This window comes from Micromonospora sp. NPDC047527 (assembly GCF_040643015.1).
Taxonomy (GTDB): domain Bacteria; phylum Actinomycetota; class Actinomycetes; order Mycobacteriales; family Micromonosporaceae; genus Micromonospora.
In genome coordinates this window covers 150,428-168,409 of sequence record NZ_JBEYTK010000003.1, presented here as the reverse complement: position 1 = coordinate 168,409, position 17,982 = coordinate 150,428, and the positions used below count along the sequence as shown (strand labels likewise).

Here is a 17,982-nt window from a genome sequence, read left to right as displayed (position 1 = left end):
AAGGACCCCCATGAGACTCAAAACCCTCGCGGCAACGCTTGCCGTAGCGGTCGGCCTCAGCATGATCCAGGCACCACCGGCGTCGGCCGCCGAGCCGGATCCCGGCACGGCCGCCAAGAAGATCGCGCCGAGCCTGAAAGACCGCTTTCGCACGGAGCCGGCTTCCGACTTCTGGATCACGTTCGACACCAAACCCGACCTTGAGCCGGCGAAGAAGATCACCGACTGGGCCGCTCGCGGGACGTTCGTCTACGACGCGCTGACCGCAGCGGCGAAGAAGTCCCTGGCATCCGTCTCCCCCGAACTCGATCGGGCGGGCGTCAAATACACCTCCTACCCGATCGCCAACACCGTGCTCGTCAAGGGTGGCAGCGAAAAGCTCGCCCTCAACGTGGCCTCGATGACGCAGGTCGCCGAGATCCACGCGACGCCGCAGGTCGCGCTGGTCGAGCCCGTGGAGGAGAAGAGCCCGGCTGACCGGGCTCCCCGCCCCGCCGCCCCGAAGGCCACCGCCGAGGCAGGCACCTCGACGTGGGGTCTGGACGCCATCCACGCCCCCCAGGCGTGGGCCATGGGCGCCACCGGTGCGGGCATCACCGTGTCCAACCTCGACTCGGGCGTCCAGTTCGACCACCCCGCCCTGATGCACCAGTACCGCGGCACGAAGCCCGACGGCACCGTCGACCACAACTACAACTGGATGGCCGCCCGGGGCACGTGCACGGGCGCACCGTGCGACGACAACGGCCACGGCACGCACACCATGGGCACCATGGTCGGCGACGACGGCACCAACCACGTCGGCGTCGCCCCGGACGCGCAGTGGATCGCGACGAACGGCTGCTGCGACAGCACCGGCGTCGAGTCGCTGCTGCGGTCCGGCTGGTGGCTGCTCGCCCCGACCGACGTCCAGGGCAACAACCCCGACCCGTCCAAGCGCCCCCACGTCGTCAACAACTCGTGGGGCCAGACCGAAGAGCACAGCTTCAACGACTTCTTCCAGGCCATCGACGAGGCCTGGAGCGCCGCAGGCATCTTCAGCGTCTGGTCATCGGGAAACACCACGCCGTACGCGGCCTGCGACACCGTCTCCTCGCCCGGCTCCGCCGAGAGTGCCTACTCCGTCGGCGCCTACACGTCGGACGGCACGCTCGCGTTGTTCTCCCGCAAGGGCGAGGGCGAAGGCGGCCGGGTCAAGCCGGAAATCTCCGCTCCGGGCGACGCCGTCCGTTCGTCCTACCCGGGTAACAGCTACGTCGAAATGTCCGGCACGTCGATGGCGTCACCCCACGTCGCCGGTGCCGTCGCGGCGTTGTGGAGCTACGACCCGACCCTCATCGGGCAGGTCGAGGAGACCCGCCGTCTGCTCGGTGAGTCGGCTGTCGACGTCGACGACACCGAGTGCGGCGGCACCGCCCAGATCAACAACAAGTACGGCGAGGGCCGGCTCGACCTCGTCCGCCTGCTCGAACTCGCGCCTCGCAAGGGCGGCACCCTCACCGGTGTGGTCACCGCCGACGGCGCCCCGGTCCCCGCGGCCGAGGTGACGATCAGCGGGCCGTTCAGCCGGTCGATCGGAACCGACAAGGACGGCCGGTTCACGACGAACCTCCCGGTCGGCGACTACCAGCTCACCACCAAGGTCTTCGGCTACCTGACCGCGACCGCCAACGTCACGATCACCCTCGGCCAGGACACCTCCGTCAAGCTGCCGCTCACGGCCGCCGCGAAGCACGACATCAGCGGCAGGGTCGTCGACGACAAGAAGCAGGCCGTGCCGAACGCCGACGTCTCCCTCACGGGCACGCCGCTGAAGCCGGTACGCACGGACGCCAACGGCGCGTACCAGATCACCGGCGTCCCCGAGGGCTCGTACACGCTGACCGTCAAGCCCAACGCCTGCTTCTCGCCCACCACCATTCCGTTGACCGTGGGCGCGCAGAACGAGTCGCCGGAGATCCCGGTCGGGCTCGTCGTCGACAAGGGCGGCTACAGCTGCGCCGTCTCCGAGGGCGAGTACCTGCGCGGCACCGACCCGGTCGCGATCACCAGCGGCGTGTGGGCCACGGTGAAGCTGCCGTTCCCGATCGCGCTCTACAACGGCAGCCACGACACCCTCGGTGTCGGCCTGCGCGGCGTGATCTCCCCGGACACCACGACCGGACCCGGTAGCGGCGGTGCGGGCATCTTCCCGTTCTACGTCAACTCCCCCATCGAGTTCGCCCCCGGCGGTGGCATCTTCACCGCAGCCACCAAGGTCGGCGGCGAGGACGCGTTCGTCATCGAGTACCGCAACGCCAAGCTGTGGGCGTACCCGATCCGGTCGGAGTACACGGAGCCGGTCAACTTCTCGGCCACGCTCACCCGCTCCGGCACGGTGATCTTCGGGTACGGCGACGGCGTCGGGTCCGACGACCCGGTGACCGCCGGCGGGCACGCCATCACGGGAATCCAGGGCTGGGCCGGGGTCGACGGCATCCGGTTCTCCGAGAGCGCCCCGGTGCTGCGCGACGGGATGATCGTCACCTACGACATGCCTGACTTCGGATACCTCGACGCGACAGTCGTCGACAAGAACGACGGGCTGCCGGTGGCCGGGGCCAAGGTCTCGTTCAGCAACAAGCTCGGGCTCGTCGAGACCGTCACGACCAACGCGACGGGCCTCGTGCATCGCCAACTTCCGGTCGGCGACTACACCATGACTGTCGACACGCCGAACTACACGACCGCGGCGTACCCGTTCTCCCTCGACAAGCTCTACGCGAAGGCCACGATCGACGCGCGTCTGACCACGGGTGTCGCCGGCCTGAAGGCCGACGGCCTCGACGCGCTGCTGGGCACCGACCAGAACGGTGTGGGCTCGCTGACGCTGACCAACAACGGTTCCGCTCCGCTGACGTACAACCTGGGTGAGGCAGCGCGTCACCCCGACCTTGACGCCGCCGGCGCCACCGCGCGCACCGGGAAGGGCGTGGCCAGCACGATCGACCTCGCCGCCTGGAAGGCCGGCGCGAGCGGCATGAAGCCGTCGAACGTCGACGGCAAGGCGGCGACGTCGAGCGCCGCGGAAGCCCAGGCCGCTGGCAAGGTCGGCGCGACCTCCGGCGGAGACGTCATCACCCGGATCCCCATCCCGGGCAAGATCGAGGACAAGGAGCCCACCGGCATCGGGTACGACGGCGACGTCTGGGTCCACGACTACAACAAGCGGACCAACACCGCCTACACGGTGACGGGCAAGCCGACCGGAAAGGTCTTCGACGCGGCGTGGAACCCCGCGTACCGGGCGTTCGACATGGCGCTCGACACCAAGACCGGTGACATGTGCCAGATGGAGGACGCCCCGGCCAGCTACATCCACTGCTTCGACCGGAACACCGGGAAGGAGACCCGGCAGGTCAAGGGTGACTGGTCCACGCTGCCACTGACCGGCCTCGCCTACAACCCGACCCGGGACGTGTTCTACGTCGGCGGTCGGGCCAACGGCATGATCGGCACCGTCGCCGGGACGTCGCACGACAAGCCGGGTGCGCTGCTGTCCTTCTGCACACCGCCGCTGCCCGAGGTGATCGGCCTGGCCTACAACCAGGCGTCCGACACCATCTGGTACACCGACCTCACCTCGAACAGGCCCACCCGCCTGTTGCAGGTCGACCCCGACGACTGCTCGCTTGTCAACGCGTGGTGGTTCCCGGGCCAGAAGGCGGGCCAGGGCGGCGGCCTGGAGACCGACTCGACCGGCGCGCTGTGGGCGGCGGACCAGCTCGCCGACGACGTCGTGCTGGTCGACGTCGAGGACGACCTGCTCACCGACCTGCCGTGGCTGTCGCTCTCGTCGACCGGTGGCACCCTCGCCCCGGGTCAGTCGACGACCGTCAAGGTCTCCATCTCCTCGAAGGACGCCAAGCCCGGAGTCCTCGGCGCGAACATCGTGCTGAGGTCCGACTCCGGACGCCAGTCCAAGACCTACATCCCCGTGACGCTCACGACCACGAAGTACCAGGTCGGCGTCAACGCCGGCGGTGCAAAGTTCACCGACGGCTCCGGCTTCACCTGGTCCGCCGACCAGGCCGCCGGCAAGAAGGCGTGGGGCTACGAGGGGAAGACGAAGGTCGCCTCCACGAAGACCGCGATCGCGGGTACGACGGACGACGCCCTGTTCCAGTCGCAGCGCACCACGCCGGACAAGCAGTTGTTCTACCGCTTCCCGGACGCGCCCAAGGGCACCTACGCGATCGATTTCGGGTTCGCCGAGATCGAGAAGGTCGCCAAGGGCAAGCGGGTGTTCGACGTCCTCGTCGACGGATCGCTGACGGAGTACGCGTACGACCCGGCTGCGGTCGTGGGGCCGAACGCCGCCGACTGGCGCACCGCCGTCGTGAAGCACGAGGGCGGTCCGCTGACCGTGGAGCTGCGCGGCTCGAAGGGCCTGAAGCCACCGACCATCGCCGCGCTGCGGGTGACGCTCGACCCGCGCGCTGACGTGGCGGAGCCGGAGCCCCAGCCCGAGCAGCCGGAGCCGGGCCCCGTGCCGGTGGCCCCCGCCGGCCGCTCGTACTCGGTGAAGGTCACCGAGGGGCTCTACCGTCAGGGCACCGAGGAGTCCGGCTGGCACGGCGATGACTCCTGCGGCGTGCTGTGGTTCGACTCCAGCTTCCTGTTCCCGTTCTACGACACGGCCTGGGACGGCGTGTGCGTGACGACGAACGGCGCGCTGACCTTCGACCGCGCCAGCACGTCGGGGGGCAACACGGCACTACCGTCGCCGTACCCGATCGACGCCATCTACCCGCTCTGGGACGACCTCATCGTCGACGACGAGGCAGGAATCTACTTCGGCAAGACCGAGGTGGACGGGCTGGCGGCGCAGGTCATCGAGTGGCGCAACGTCGCCTTCTACAATGACCGGACGGCTCGCGTGAGCTTCTCGGTCACCCTGATCGCCGACGGACGGATCCAGATCGGGTACGGCGACGGCGTCGGCGGCGACAACCCGCTCACCCGCGGGTCGTCGGCGACGGTCGGCGTGGAGAGCCTGACGCGCAACCCCGCGCGCCAGCACTCCTTCGACCAGGCTGTCCTGAAGGCCGGCCTGGGCCTGGAGTACACCCTCCCGGCGTCGGGCACGATCGAGGGCACGGTCACCGACAAGAACGACGGCAAGCCGATCGAGGGCGCGATCATCACGCTCAAGGGGCCGGGCGGTGAGCGGGTCATCACCACCGACGTGAAGGGCCGGTGGAAGGCCCAGGCGCTGGTAGGCGAGAACACCGTAGAGGTGTCGGTGCCGAACTACGTCACCGCCAGCCACCCCGTGACGATCGCCAAGAAGGATCAGGCCGAGGTGATCGACACGGCGTTGACCACGGGCATCGCCACCGTCACCGGAAGTGACCTCGACTGGCTCCTCGACAAGGGCCAGAAGGCGTCGACCGATGTGACCGTGACCAACACCGGCTCCGCCCCGCTCGACGTGCGGATCAGCGAGCAGAAGCGCACCGACGACGGCGGGCACGAGGCCGCCGACCTTGGATGGCTGACCCTCACGGGTGCGGCCGCGACCGGCACGGTCACGCTCGCGGCCGGCCAGTCCACCACGGTCACGGCGACCGCCGACAACGCGGGTGTCGCGCCCGGCGTACTCGTCGGGGATCTGCTCGTGGCGTCGAACGCCGGCAAGGGCGAAACCCAGCTCAAGCCGGTCCGCCTCGCGACCTCGGCGTACTGGAAGGGCGTCGACGTGGGCGGATCCGGGTACGTCGGCGCCGACGGCTTCGTCTGGTCGCCCGACCAGGAACTCGGCAAGCGGCCGTGGGGCTACGTCGGTGGCAAGACGCGGGCCACCAAGGCCGACATCGCGGGTACGACTGACGACGCGCTGTTCCGCACCCAGCGGACCGGCGAGACGTTCAGCTACGTGTTCAAGAACGCGCCTGCCGGGACGTACCGGATCGGTCTGGACTTCGCGGAGATCGAGAAGGTCAAGGCCGGCAAGCGTGCCTTCGATGTTCTGGTCGACGGCAAGGTCGCGCTCTACGACCACGACGTGCAGGCGAAGGTGGGTGCGCTGACCGCGGACATGAACACGGTCACCGTCGAGCACACCGGCGGCGATCTGACGATCGAGTTCACCCGCGAGAAGGGCGAGGGCGACCCGATCCTCAACGCCCTGAAGGTCCAGGAGGACCCGCGCCTGTGAGCTAGCCGCAAGCAGTGGTCAGAGCCTCCACGGAGAAGGATCGCCGTGGAGGCTCTGGCCGTTCCAAGGGGTTCCGCCGCCGGGTCGGAGACTGCCGGATATCCGAGTTCGTCGCCGGTACGAACCACAACCCTGCCCAGCCCGGAACCGTGCAGGTCGTCTACCCCGCTTCGCTGGACGACTACGACTGCGTGCAGAGCGCCATGTGGATGCCTGGCTACTTCGCCGAGCCGGCTATCGCTGTCGTACCGACCGTTACCAGGGCAGCGATCGAAGCTACCGTCGCCCTGATGGCGCAGCGCGATCTCGCCGACGTCGTTTGAGGCGGTGCCCCTCGGATAGCGAGCAGCGGCCACCCGCGCGGCAGACGTCCGCCAATCCAGCACGACCGGACGCTGATCGGGCGCGGTCAGCGGCAGATCGCGGTGCCTTTGGAGCTGATGCCGTAAACGATTCGGGCACACTGTCTGGCCTTGCCGACCCTGCACCGCCCTCTCTTCTTCCGCTCGGAGAATCCGTCCCCGCGAGGTAGTCGGGTGACGCCATTCGGATGATCGCCGGTTCGCGCACGGTTGCACCCGCCCAGGGGCGTCGGTCGGTCGATGTCGTAAGCGATTCAGCTCCAAAGGACGCGACCGGACCATCCCCACCAGCGAGCGGAGCATTCCCAACGAACGGCACCCGGCAGATCCGACACTCTCCAGCTTGATCTCTGTCAATCGGTCAGCACGTGTGCGGCTGGGATCCGGACGGGATGCGAGGCTGAGCGCGTGGCTTCCCGCTTGGCGTACACGTGGACAACCCCCGGCGGCTCGGCGGCTTGGTACGCACCCTGGACGCGTCGGTGTCTCTGAAGACCGGCGACAGCGCGGTGGGGTGTCACGGAACCGGGCTCACTCTGCGGCCGGTCGATGACGGCTTTCTCGACTCGTACGCCTCAGACGCCCGCCAGTCCCTGAGCCGGCGCGACGCCCGCCCGCCGGTGACGCCCGTATGAGCTTGGTGTCGGCGTTCGTACCGATCTGGATCCTCACCGCGCTCGGCTACGCGGCCTGTCGATCGGGCCTGCTGGGCGAGGCGGTGGCGTCGGTGCTCGGCCGTTTCGTGTTCCACCTTGCAATGCCGTCCGCCCTGTTCCTGACCCTGTCGCGAATGCCGCTCTCCGGGTTCGCCGGCCGCTCGCTGCTCGCCTTCGGGGTGAGCACTGCCGCGGTCATCGGGGTCGGGTGGGTCGGCGCGAGCTGGCTGTTCGGTCGCACGCCCGGCGAACGGCCGATCTGGGGCATGGCCGCCGGGTACGTAAACTCGGCGAACCTCGGCATCCCGATCGCAACGCAGGTTCTCGGCAACGTGTCGTTCCTGGCGGAGGTGGTGCTGCTGCAGGTGCTGGTGGTGACGCCCGTAATCCTGGTCGCCCTCGACCGGCACAGCGACCCGGCTGGGCGGGTACGGGTCCGCCGTTTCGCCTCCCTGCCGGTACGCAACCCGGTGATCCTGGCGTCGCTGCTCGGTGTCGTGTGGTCGGCTGCCGGCCTGCATCTGCCGTCGGCGGCCGACGCGTCGCTCACCCTGCTGTCGGGCGCCGCGGTTCCGGCCGCCCTGGTCGCGCTCGGCGCGTCGCTGCATCGCACGGCGCCGTCGCGGGCAGAGCCGGCAGAGCCGGCAGAGCCGGCCCAACCGGCCGAGCTGGCCGTGATCGCCGCGCTGAAGCTCGTCGCGCAGCCGGTCATCGCGTACGCGGCCGGGCTGGCCCTGCACCTGTCCGCGCCGCAGTTGCTCGCCGTGGTGGTCTGCGCGGGCCTGCCGACAGCGCAGAACACGTTCATCTACGCCCAGGAGTACGGCGCCGGCGAGGAGGTGGCCAACCGGGCGGTGGTGGTGACCACGACGCTGTCACTGGCCACCCTGGCCGTGGCGGCGACGCTGCTCGGTAGGTCCGTCAACTGACTCGTCCAGCAATCATGGTGAGTCATGCCGACCATGGTGCCGACAGCAGATCAGCCGGGTTGTTCACTCTTCGCTGCGACCTCACGGGGAGCCGGCGTGACTGAGCCCGGGTACCGGTCGCAGAGGTTGCGATACTGGCCGCCGTGACGATCAAGGCGCTGATCTTTGACTTCGACGGCCTGCTGATGGACACGGAGAGCACCCTGCTGGAGAGCTGGCGCTGGGAGTGGCTACGGCACGGCCTGGAGCTCGACCCGGCCGGCTTCTTCGCCAACCACGGCGGCGACGCGAACGAGCCGCGCTACGCCGCGCTCGCCGCGGCGGTCGGACCGACCTACGACCGCGAGTCCAGCCACGCCCTGCGGATGGCGTACCGGGCGGAACTGAATGCGGCGCTGCAGCCGGCACCCGGCATCGTCGGCTGGCTGGACCGGGCCGCGGAGCTGGGGCTGCGGCTGGCGGTGGCGAGCAGTTCCCCGGTCACCCACGTGGGCGCGATGCTCGATCGGGCCGGGCTGCGGGAGCGGTTCGAGGTGCTGGCGACCGGCGAGGAGGTGGCCGCGCACAAGCCGGATCCGGCCGTCTACCTGCTGGCGCTGGACCGGCTCGGGCTGCCGGCAGAGGAGGCTGTCGCATTCGAGGACACCCCGCACGGCGTGGAGGCGGCGCACGCGGCCGGGCTGCGCTGCGTGGCAGTGCCGAACCCGAATGCGGACCACGACCGCTTCACGGCCGCGGACCTGCTGCTGCCCAGTGCCGCGGAGCTGTCGCTGGACGCGGTCCTGGCCGGACTGGCCCGGCGCGTGGACAGTTTCCGATGAGCGGACGGCGCCGTGAGCGGACGATGGGTGGGCGAGACTGTCAGGCGAGAAAGTCCTCCAGCGCTGCCGCCCGGCCGTCGACGCGTTCGTGCGGCAAATTCGCTACCCGGCCGCCGGAGCGCAGTGATACACAGACCATTTTGGAGTTCCCCGAAGTGCTGCGGCTGATCGAAGACCGCTCGGCGGCGTTCCGCGCCGCGATCGCGTCCGCCCCCGACCTTGACGTCCAGGTCCCGACCTGCCCGGACTGGACGCTGCGCGAACTGGCGCAGCACTTCGGCGACGGCCGCCGCCGCCAGGCCGCCATCATCGCGGCGGGCCCGGGCGCTGAGCCCCCGGCGAGGACGGACCCGAAGGGCGCCCCGACCGCGCCCCGCGACCGCGAAGCCCTGGACGCCTGGCTCGCCGAGTCGACCGAGCTCATGCTCGAGGCGATGCGCGAGGCAGGCCCGGACCGCGGCTGCTGGACCTGGTGGGGCCGCTCGCAGGCCCCGGGGACCAGCGGAGCCGTGGCCCGGCACCAGATTCAGGAGATCGCCGTCCACACCTACGACGCCCAGCTCACTCAGGCGGCCGCACAGCCGCTGCCGACGGACGTCGCGGTCGAGGGCGTCGACGAGTTCCTGACGACCGTCTCGACGACGACCGTCCCCTGGCCGTTCAAGTCGGCGACCATCGACCTGCACACGACCGAGGGCCGCTCCTGGCGTCTGACCCTCAACGCCGACGGCGTCCGCTGCGACGACCTCGCCGCCGACGCGGAGCCGGGCGACATGGCGATGCGAGGCGCAGCAAGCGACATGGTCCTCTACTTCTACGCGCGCATCCCGCTCGATAGCCTAGCGACCACCGGCGACATCGAGCCGATGGAGCAGCTCGCAGACTGGGACCCGAACGCGTAGAACGCGCACTTGTGACGCATCTGTTGGTTGCAGTGACCTATTCGGTGTGCACGCTCGGCAAGGCAGTCGGATCGCTTGATGCGAGGTCAGACGGCATGCTGGCGTCAGACGAGGCGCTGGATGCGGACCTTTGGGCGTTCGTTCCTGAGGTGGCCTCTCTTGTGCTGGCGGACCTGTTCGTCCCAGATCTCCTGGTCGTAGTCCGGGTCCGGTGGGATCCACCTGTGGGAGCCGTCGCTGTAGTGGAACTTCTCGTCCCCAGGGCGAAGGATGCTCACCGCAGCCAGCCGAGGAAACGCCGGTGCAGCGTCCCCGCCGGCATCCAGGTGAGGTCCTCGGACGCACGCACCAGTTGGGCACCCAGGTAGAGGGCCAGAGAAATCGGAGCGCCGTCGAACTCCGCGCGCAGTTCGCGCTGCCGGGTACGGCAGGGCCAGGGCGCATCGCAGCCACCACAGCTCCAGATAGGCAGCACCGGGCCGTGCGTGGTCATGCGCGGCCTCCGAGCACCGCCGCCGTCAGCGACCGCGCCTGCCGGCTGGTCGCCCAATCCACCTGCCAACAGGGGTACGACGTCAGCCGCGCCCACCACATCCGGCAGCCGACGCACATACCGTCGAGCCCACGAACGTGCACCGCGAGAATCACCCGCTCCGACCCGCCGGTCACTGCTCACCCTCCCCAGGCCAGTGACCACGATTGATCGGGATCCGGTGTCGGGCACGGCAGGGCAGGTCGACTCCGCAGCGGCAGACGCGCCGCCAGAGCCGCCACGACCACACCGGCCGATGCCGCCGAGCGAAAGTCAACGCGGTGGCCGACAGATACTCGTCGTACGAGACGCGCCGCACGCGCCCTCCCTCGTCGCTCACGAGGGCGGCATCATCGCCCTCTGCTGAGGGGGACGCGGCGACCAGGCGTTTGCCGCACCGCCCGCCGCATCCCGTGGGGTGACGCTACGGAGAGTCGCAGTGCGGAATGGGTAGGGTTCCTACCCCTAGATCACGAGACCAGACCAACCTTCACCGCGAGGTCACGGGCATCGTCGCGGGTAGACCGTGGACCGTCGAGCAGGTCCAGGGTGATCTGTCGGGCGTACCCGTTGAAGCGGACCGTCTCGGGAGCCGACTCGTACGCCTGCCGCAAGGTTGCTACGGCTGTTTCCTTGTCGTCTTTGCCGTAGTGCGCCCGCGCGACCTCGATGAGATGGCGTGCCTGACGTGGCCTCGACGGAATCGCCGCCGAGTCGTGGCGGCGTGCCTGCCGAACCGCTTCCCCGGACTTTTGCAGCTCGACCGCCACGGTCACCGCATGAGCGCCCATGATGACCCGGGAGAACGACGTCTGCGGTTGGTAGAACCCCTGCGGCAGGCGCTGCGCCACCCGGTCCGCGCGGTCCCAGTACCGCCAGGCCCGCCCTTCCTCACCGGCACGAGCGGCCGTGTAGGCGGCCTCGAAGTTCAGCGACCCCCACAGCGCCAGCAGATTCATGCTTCCGTCGGCCGTCCGCGACTCCAGGGCCGACAGCACGTCCAGCGTCACCGCCATGGCGGTGTCCCAATCCCCGGCGTCTCGATGCACCTGGCACAGGCACCACCCCGCACCGGCGATCGCCTCGGGATCACCGGACTCCTGCGCCGCCACCATCGCCCGGTTTGCCACCCGCCACAGCAGCTCCGCAGCAGGCTGGTAGGCGATGAACATCTGCGCCAACCCGAGCGTCTCCGCCAGCAACGCTTGTGCTTGCCGCCGCTCGTCACCCTCGTACGCCAAGGCGGCACGCTGCACGTCCCGCAGCAGCCCCGGCAACAGCCCACCCAGCACCGTCCGGTGATCCGACGCCTGATGACGGGCCCGCCACGCCGCCGCAAGCCGCCCTCGGAGACTGGGCAACGACTCGACGGGGATGTCTCCGGAGATCGCGAAGCGGTTCACGGCATCCCGGACCGACGCCAGCGCCGGATGCTCCGGCCCGTTGATCACGGCCGAACGATCGCTCAGCTCTCCGACCAGGGCGGACACGTCGACCTTGAGGGCACGCGCGATCCGATCCAGCATATGAATGCGTGGCGGCAGGATCCGATCCGTCTCCACCGCCTTGACCCACTCGGCGCTGCGCCCCACCAACCCACCGAGCACCGCACGAGTCTTGCCGGACCGCTCCCGGTAGACCTTCAACCGCTGCCCGAACGTCAACTCCGGCAAGGCATCCACCCGGAACCTCCTCGCGTAGCGCGGGAAATGCGCCACCGACCCATCGGCCGTCGTCACGCTCAAGGCTACCGGCCGCCATGCTGCTGACGCCGAAGGCGGAGCGGGTTATCCCTCGACGCCGGGTCGGCTGTGCACCACCAGCTCGTCGATCTCCAACCGGCCCACGCGCAGCTCCCGCACCACGGCCCGGCGAATAGCGAGCCGCCCGATGACGAGCGCCCCGACAGCCAGGGCCCCGACAGCCAACGCCCCGACGGCCAGGGCGCCGAGCGACGCCGCACCCGCAGCCCGCGCGCCCGTAGCCGCCGCGCCGTCGGCGCGCGTCCCAGTCAACCGCATCAGGCGAACCCTCGCTTCATATCCCCATTGTCCGTGCACCGCGTTCAACGCGGATCCTCTCAGGACAGGTGACCTCGCGTCGCGGCCGGAGTCGCGGCGCCGAGGCTCCAGCGGGGTGCTGGGGCCTCGGCGCCCTTTGCCTTGCTCGACGTAGCGGAGGACGCTACAGCCTGCGAAGGGTCGATCAGGCCTGCAGGTGTACGCGGCGGCGCCGCGCGACGAGCACCAGCGCGACCCCGACCACGACGGCGACCGCTGCCGCACCGACGTACAGCATGGTCTTGCCGCCGGTGACCGGCAGGCCCGGGCCAGCGCTCGACGAAGCCGACGGCAACGCCGACGCCGACGCCGACGCTGATGCCGACGGCGACGCTGATGGCGAGGCTGATGGCGACGGCGACGCTGACGGCGAGGCGCTCGGCGAGCTCACGGCGACCTTCTTCGCCGCCACGAAGACGCGCGGCTCGTCGCTGTCGTCGACACTGACCTGCGTGAGAGTGCGGTTGTCCTCGCCGTCCTGGTCGGCCAGGATTTTCCAGCCCGCCGGTGCGGTGAAGGTCAGCAGGATTTCGCCGACGGGGAGGCGGGCGAAACGGAACAGGCCCTTGGCGTCCGTGATGGTCTCGGCGTACTTCGTCTTGCCGTCGCGACTGGTGGCGACGACCTTGACACCCGGGACTCCAGGCGTCCGGGGCGTCCACTCGTCGCCCTCGGACTCGCCCTGGTAGACGTAGCCGCCGAGATCGTCGAAGGCGCCCGGCACCAGCAGCCGCACACTGGTGGTGTTGTCGGCGTCGTTGGCCTCGCCGTTGTCGGCGGCAAGCGAGAAGGCGACGAATCCGTAGCCGAACTCCCACGCGAAGCGGTTGGTCTTGCCGGTGAGCTGAACGGTCTTGGTGGCGCCGGCAGCGAGATCGAAACCGGTCGACAGCACACCATAGGCGACACCCTCGACGCCCTCGCTGTCGCCGCCGGTGTAGTGCACGCGCTTAGCGTCGACGGAGCTCTTGTTCTTCACCGTGACCGTGATGGTGAAGGTCTCGCCCTCGGCGTAGTTGGCCTTGTCGGCGGCGGAGGTCACCGCGATATCCGGCTTGGGGGCGGCGGCCAGGGCGGCCGTCGCCGGCAGGACGGCCACGAACACGCCCACGAGGGCGGCGGCGGCAAGTGTGCGCATGAGGTCTCCGTAATCAGGGCGGGAATCAGCGCGATGCTAGCGCTGGGCGAGTCGCTCCGCTGTCCCTCGCCGTTACGTGCCGTGACCTACGGGATCAGGCGAACTCGGGGCGGACGATGAGCACAATCGTCGCCGGTGTACCGGAATCCACCGGAGGCTATGCGATCACATCAGCGCGGCGGCGACCCAGTAGGTGGGCATTCCAGCGAGCATCGCAACGTAGGGTTTGCCTGTTCCTGCGGTCCCCGCGACAGCTGCGGCAACAGCAAGGACGACAGGTGCAGCTGCGGAGAGTCCGGTGGCGGAGAACACCAACGGGGTGAGGCTGGCCGAGGCGAGGGCGGCGAAGGCTGCTGGTGCGACCATCTCGGCGGACGCTTCCAATCGCGGAGGGACGATCAGCCGGTCGGTCAACGTCATGCAAATTCGCATCGCGTAACTGCCGATGCCGGCAACGAGGATGACGAACCAGGGGCTCATAGCTGATGCTCCTGTGCGGATGGAGCCGGCGTGGCGGTCGGGCCCGGGCGGTCTTTGAGCGACGTGAGGTATCCGGCTGCGAGTCCCGCGGTGATACCGACGACGATGCCGAGGTTCAGCGGCGCGGCGATGCACGCGCCCACCACGACGCTGCTGACAACGACGGCACGACGGGTTGCTCGCTGGCGCAGATCTGGTACGACCTGGCCGACGAGGTAGAGCGGCACGAGTAGCTCTAGGTGAAGACCCTCGGGAACGCGGGCCCCGACGACTGTGCCGACGCCGAGCGCGATCAGCCATCCCACCCACAGTACGACGGCTCCGCCGAAGTAGAAGGCGTGCGATGACCGTAGATCTCCCAAGCCCACGTCAGGGGTCAGCCGCTGGTCGCCCTGGCGGGCTGCCGCATACGCCCACCGGTGGTGCTCGTAGCGGCGTATGCCAACGACGAAGGACGGGTCGATGAGCAGGTAGCCGGCGAGCAGTCGCCACCACAGCGGCGTTCCGCGCCAGTATCGGGCGAGCGCCGCCGAGTAGAGCACAAGTCGCAGGTTGATGACGAGTACGGTCGCGATCACCGATGCTGCGGCGGCTCCGCTGTCCAGCAGTTGAATCGCGGCAATCTGGGCGCTGCCGCCGTAGATCGCTGGCCCGGTGAACCAGCCGACCGCCGAAGGGATACTCGAATGCCCTGCGGTGACGCCGATGACGAGGCCGAACGGCGCCACCGCGACCAGCCACGGCAGCATGCTTCGCATTCCAGCGGCGACATCCCGCCCCTGCTGGAGTCTCATCTGGTTGCGGGGCCGTCCGGGACCCGCGCCGCCTCCACGAACGACTCCTGACTGACCCACCGGGTGTAGCGCGAAAAGCCCATCAGTGTGATCAGTCCGCTCGTTTGAGACGCCTGTGCCGTGAGCGCATTGAGCTTGCGGGAGAGCGTCCTGTCGTCCAGCACGAGTTCCACGGCGAGTTGGTCGTGGTCCACCGCGAGCGGGTATCCGTCCTGGAAGATGGCGAATTCGTGGTGGACGTCATTCCACATTCGCGCCCATTCGTGGCTGACGGCAGCGTGCAGCAGCCGTGTGCCGGCAGGCGCGGCCCGGCGGAATGCGCTCTCGGCCCAGACTGACACCGCCTGATGGTCCGGGTGCCCCGTGTGGCCTTCCGGACCAAAGGTCACAATCGTGTCGGGCCGGATCTCGTCGATCAGTTCGGATAGCCGGGCGACCGGCTCGGCTGGGGCAACGTCGGCGCATTCGCCGTCGGAGTATCCCAGCCAATGGTGCTTTGTGACGCCGAGCACCCCCAGGCTGCGTGTCAACTCGTCCTGGCGGATCACCGCCAGTCGATCCGGCGGCCACGTCACCGAATCGGACGTGCCGCGTTCACCCCGGGTGGCGGTGACGCAGACGACCTCCGAGCCAGCGTCACGGGCCATCGCCATCAGACCGCCGGACAGGTACGCCTCGTCGTCGGGATGTGCCCAAATTCCTAGAATCGAGCCCAGCTCTTCGATGTTCATTACGCTCTCCGAATTGAGAATGGTGCTCCTGCACGGTGCTTCTACGTGCGATGACCAGCCACGAACACGGCGACCGCAGCAAACGCGGATCGGCGGCACGGGAACGCCGAGAACGGCAGCCCCAACCTGTTCACCGCGCCACCCACACCGGCCCGGGCAACCGGAGCAGGCAACGCCGGGAAAGCTACGAGCCTCACCTTCCCGCAACCTTCCCGACGCCCACCCTGGTCCGGGCACGACCAGGCCGCCGACAGCCCGTGCGTGGCTGCCCGGTCACCCCGCCACAGTTCCCGCGTCGGCTTGCCCGGAAGATCCTCACCATTCCTGACAACCTCGGGTCCGGGTAATCAAGATCTTCTGGCACGCCTCGCCGCGGGCGGCCCGGGCAGCCCCGACTGGCCCGTCGTTGTCGGCAGCTGCGGCCGAACTCCTGACACCTGACCTCGGGAAGCGTCCTCAGCTCAACCTGACAGACAAGAGCTGGGAAGGTTGCGGGAAGGCGGGGTTCGTAGCTTTCCCGGTGTTGCCTGCTCCGGTTGTCACCGCGACAAAGTCGGGTCCGGAATGGGCGACACAAGGGAGAAGGACTGTGGGTACGACTACCGAGCGCCAGCCGCTCAATGGCGTTGACACGCCGGCCCTCTTTGCCACGCTCGATGCCGTGCGCGCCCAGCCGGAGCTGGCGAAGTTCCAGTTTCGTGCGGTCAACCGGTGGGTCAGTGGCACTCATAACCGCAGCGAGATTCAGGGCTTCTACGGCGCCGGCCAGGAGGACGTGAGCCGCGCTGAGCCCTTTACCTACGATTCGGATCACCCCGAGATGTTGGTGGGCGGGGGAAACGGTCCCGCGCCGGTGGAGTATCTGCTGCACGCCATTGCGTCGTGTCTCACGTCGGGCCTGGCGAACATCGCGGCGGCCCGTGGGGTGAAGTTGCACTCGGTCGAGGCGACAGTCGTCGGCGACATCGACCTTCTCGGCATTCTCGGAATGTCCGACGATGTGCGTAACGGGTACCAGGGGATCTCGGTGAGCTTCCGGATTTCCGGTGACGCCCCGGACGACGTCCTGCGGGGGTTGATCGAGCAGTCACGTCGCCGTTCGGCTGTCTACGACGTGTTCACCAATGGCGTACCGGTCGCCATCGACGTGACGACTGAGTAGACCCATGAAGACCACCGATACGGTCATCATCGGTGCTGGCCATGCGGGGCTGGCGATGAGCCACTGCCTAACCGGATACGGCATCGAGCATGTCGTACTCGAACGCGGCCGGGTGGCGCAGCGGTGGCGGTCGGGCCGGTGGGACTCATGCCGGCTACTGACGCCGAACTGGCTCTCCCGGTTGCCCGGTTGGTCCTACCAAGGCGACGACCCCGATGGGTTCATGTCTGCTGCGGCTTTCGCTGACCATCTGTCCGCGTACGCCAGGATCAGCCGGGCGCCGGTGCTGGAGAACACCAGTGTCATCGGGGTTCGTGCCGACGGAGAGAGCTATCTGGTATCCACCGACGCGGGCACTTGGCGGACGCGCTGCGTCGTCATCGCCACCGGGTACCACTCCCGGTCGCTGGTGCCGGCGCTGAGTGGCGAGTTTTCGCCGACGATCACTCAGATCGGCGCGGCTGCCTACCGGAATCCCGCGCAGTTGCCCGTCGGCGGCGTTCTGGTGGTCGGCGCGTCGTCGACCGGGGTGCAGATCGCCGATGAGCTGGCCCGGTCCGGCCGTGAGGTAACCCTGGCAGTCGGAGAGCACACGCGGATGCCGCGGCGGTATGGCGGCCGGGACGTGTTGTACTGGCTGGACCGCCTCGGGAGCTTGGACCGCACTCTTGACGAGGTGCCCGACCCGCGCCGTGCCCGCCGCGAGCCGTCGTTTCAACTCGCGGCCGGCCGGGCGCTTGACCTGGGCGTGCTGAGGGATCGCGGAGTTCGCCTGGCCGGCCGCCTGGTCCAGGTGGACGGGAGAGAACGGGCGATCTTCGCGGACGATCTCCAGGACACGACGACGCGGGCCGAAAACCGGTTGCTCCGGGTGTTGGGCACGATTGACCGGTACGCCGTTTTTACCCGCTCGGCCGACATTCCGCCTCTCGTCCTCGACGGCGGGCTACGACAGGTGACCGGTCTGAGTTCCGTCGTGTGGGCGACCGGGTTTCGACCCGTCTACCCGTGGCTGCAGATACCGGTGTTGGACAGTGCTGGTCACCTGCGTCACCAACGCGGGATCACCGACGCGCCAGGGCTCTACGCGGTCGGGTTGCGGTTTCAGCACCGACGCAACGCCACTCTGGTTGATGGCGCCCGGCACGACGCGGCGTATCTCGCCGAGCAGATCGCCGTAAGGCTCCGCCATCGAAGTATCAATTTCGCCAAGTAA

Annotated in this window: 16 protein-coding genes; 7 read left to right on the top strand and 9 right to left on the bottom strand. The window is 68.9% G+C overall.

The genetic code is table 11. From position 1 onward, the window contains the following. The first annotated feature begins 10 nt into the window (after positions 1-10). The 5 genes from ABZ808_RS13885 to ABZ808_RS13865 all read left to right on the top strand — a co-directional run bounded on the left by ABZ808_RS13885 (position 11) and on the right by ABZ808_RS13865 (position 9,869). Complete coding sequence (locus ABZ808_RS13885; RefSeq protein WP_357005277.1) at positions 11-6,199, top strand: carboxypeptidase regulatory-like domain-containing protein; 6,189 nt, start codon at positions 11-13, stop codon at positions 6,197-6,199. A 149-nt stretch (positions 6,200-6,348) separates the two neighbouring features. Then, positions 6,349-6,522 (top strand): hypothetical protein, encoded by a 174-nt coding sequence (locus ABZ808_RS13880; RefSeq protein WP_357005274.1) that lies wholly within the window; start codon positions 6,349-6,351, stop codon positions 6,520-6,522. Between the two features lie 670 nt (positions 6,523-7,192). Beyond that, on the top strand, positions 7,193-8,146 hold the full coding sequence (locus ABZ808_RS13875; protein WP_357005271.1) for an AEC family transporter: 954 nt from the start codon (positions 7,193-7,195) through the stop codon (positions 8,144-8,146). A gap of 143 nt (positions 8,147-8,289) precedes the next feature. Then, complete coding sequence (locus ABZ808_RS13870) at positions 8,290-8,967, top strand: HAD-IA family hydrolase (protein ID WP_357005268.1); 678 nt, start codon at positions 8,290-8,292, stop codon at positions 8,965-8,967. Between the two features lie 140 nt (positions 8,968-9,107). Then, positions 9,108-9,869 (top strand): maleylpyruvate isomerase N-terminal domain-containing protein, encoded by a 762-nt coding sequence (locus tag ABZ808_RS13865; RefSeq protein ID WP_357005264.1) that lies wholly within the window; start codon positions 9,108-9,110, stop codon positions 9,867-9,869. A gap of 104 nt (positions 9,870-9,973) precedes the next feature. Here the strand turns inward: ABZ808_RS13865 and ABZ808_RS13860 are convergent, their stop codons facing one another. From ABZ808_RS13860 to ABZ808_RS13820, 9 genes are all read right to left on the bottom strand, one after another. Continuing rightward, entirely contained in the window at positions 9,974-10,147 is a 174-nt protein-coding gene (locus ABZ808_RS13860) for a hypothetical protein (protein ID WP_357005261.1), read from the bottom strand. Then, complete coding sequence (locus tag ABZ808_RS13855) at positions 10,144-10,362, bottom strand: hypothetical protein (RefSeq protein WP_357005258.1); 219 nt, start codon at positions 10,360-10,362, stop codon at positions 10,144-10,146. The genes ABZ808_RS13860 and ABZ808_RS13855 overlap by 4 nt, the downstream gene beginning before the upstream one ends. Continuing rightward, on the bottom strand, positions 10,359-10,538 hold the full coding sequence (locus ABZ808_RS13850; protein WP_357005254.1) for a hypothetical protein: 180 nt from the start codon (positions 10,536-10,538) through the stop codon (positions 10,359-10,361). The genes ABZ808_RS13855 and ABZ808_RS13850 overlap by 4 nt, the downstream gene beginning before the upstream one ends. 333 nt (positions 10,539-10,871) lie before the next feature. Continuing rightward, positions 10,872-12,083 carry a transcriptional regulator gene (locus ABZ808_RS13845; protein ID WP_357005250.1) on the bottom strand — a complete coding sequence of 404 codons (1,212 nt, stop codon included), beginning with the start codon at positions 12,081-12,083 and terminating at the stop codon, positions 10,872-10,874. A 105-nt stretch (positions 12,084-12,188) separates the two neighbouring features. Next, complete coding sequence (locus ABZ808_RS13840; protein ID WP_357005247.1) at positions 12,189-12,422, bottom strand: hypothetical protein; 234 nt, start codon at positions 12,420-12,422, stop codon at positions 12,189-12,191. Positions 12,423-12,606: 184 nt separating this feature from the next. Then, positions 12,607-13,560: an SdrD B-like domain-containing protein gene (locus ABZ808_RS13835; protein ID WP_357005244.1), complete on the bottom strand. Its 954-nt coding sequence runs from the start codon at positions 13,558-13,560 to the stop codon at positions 12,607-12,609. A 204-nt stretch (positions 13,561-13,764) separates the two neighbouring features. Further along, complete coding sequence (locus tag ABZ808_RS13830) at positions 13,765-14,079, bottom strand: hypothetical protein (RefSeq protein WP_357005241.1); 315 nt, start codon at positions 14,077-14,079, stop codon at positions 13,765-13,767. Beyond that, on the bottom strand, positions 14,076-14,828 hold the full coding sequence (locus ABZ808_RS13825) for an AzlC family ABC transporter permease (protein ID WP_357005238.1): 753 nt from the start codon (positions 14,826-14,828) through the stop codon (positions 14,076-14,078). Before ABZ808_RS13825 ends, ABZ808_RS13830 begins: the two co-directional genes overlap by 4 nt. Positions 14,829-14,869: 41 nt before the next feature. After that, positions 14,870-15,604 (bottom strand): PIG-L family deacetylase, encoded by a 735-nt coding sequence (locus ABZ808_RS13820; RefSeq protein ID WP_357005235.1) that lies wholly within the window; start codon positions 15,602-15,604, stop codon positions 14,870-14,872. Between the two features lie 589 nt (positions 15,605-16,193). Here ABZ808_RS13820 and ABZ808_RS13815 point away from each other — a divergent pair. Together ABZ808_RS13815 and ABZ808_RS13810 are read left to right on the top strand one after the other, a co-directional pair. After that, the gene (locus tag ABZ808_RS13815) at positions 16,194-16,766 is read left to right on the top strand and encodes an OsmC family protein (protein WP_357005232.1); all 573 of its coding nucleotides are present in this window, start codon (positions 16,194-16,196) and stop codon (positions 16,764-16,766) included. Between the two features lie 4 nt (positions 16,767-16,770). Next, positions 16,771-17,982, top strand: coding sequence for an NAD(P)-binding domain-containing protein (locus ABZ808_RS13810; RefSeq protein WP_357005229.1), 1,212 nt, complete (start codon positions 16,771-16,773; stop codon positions 17,980-17,982).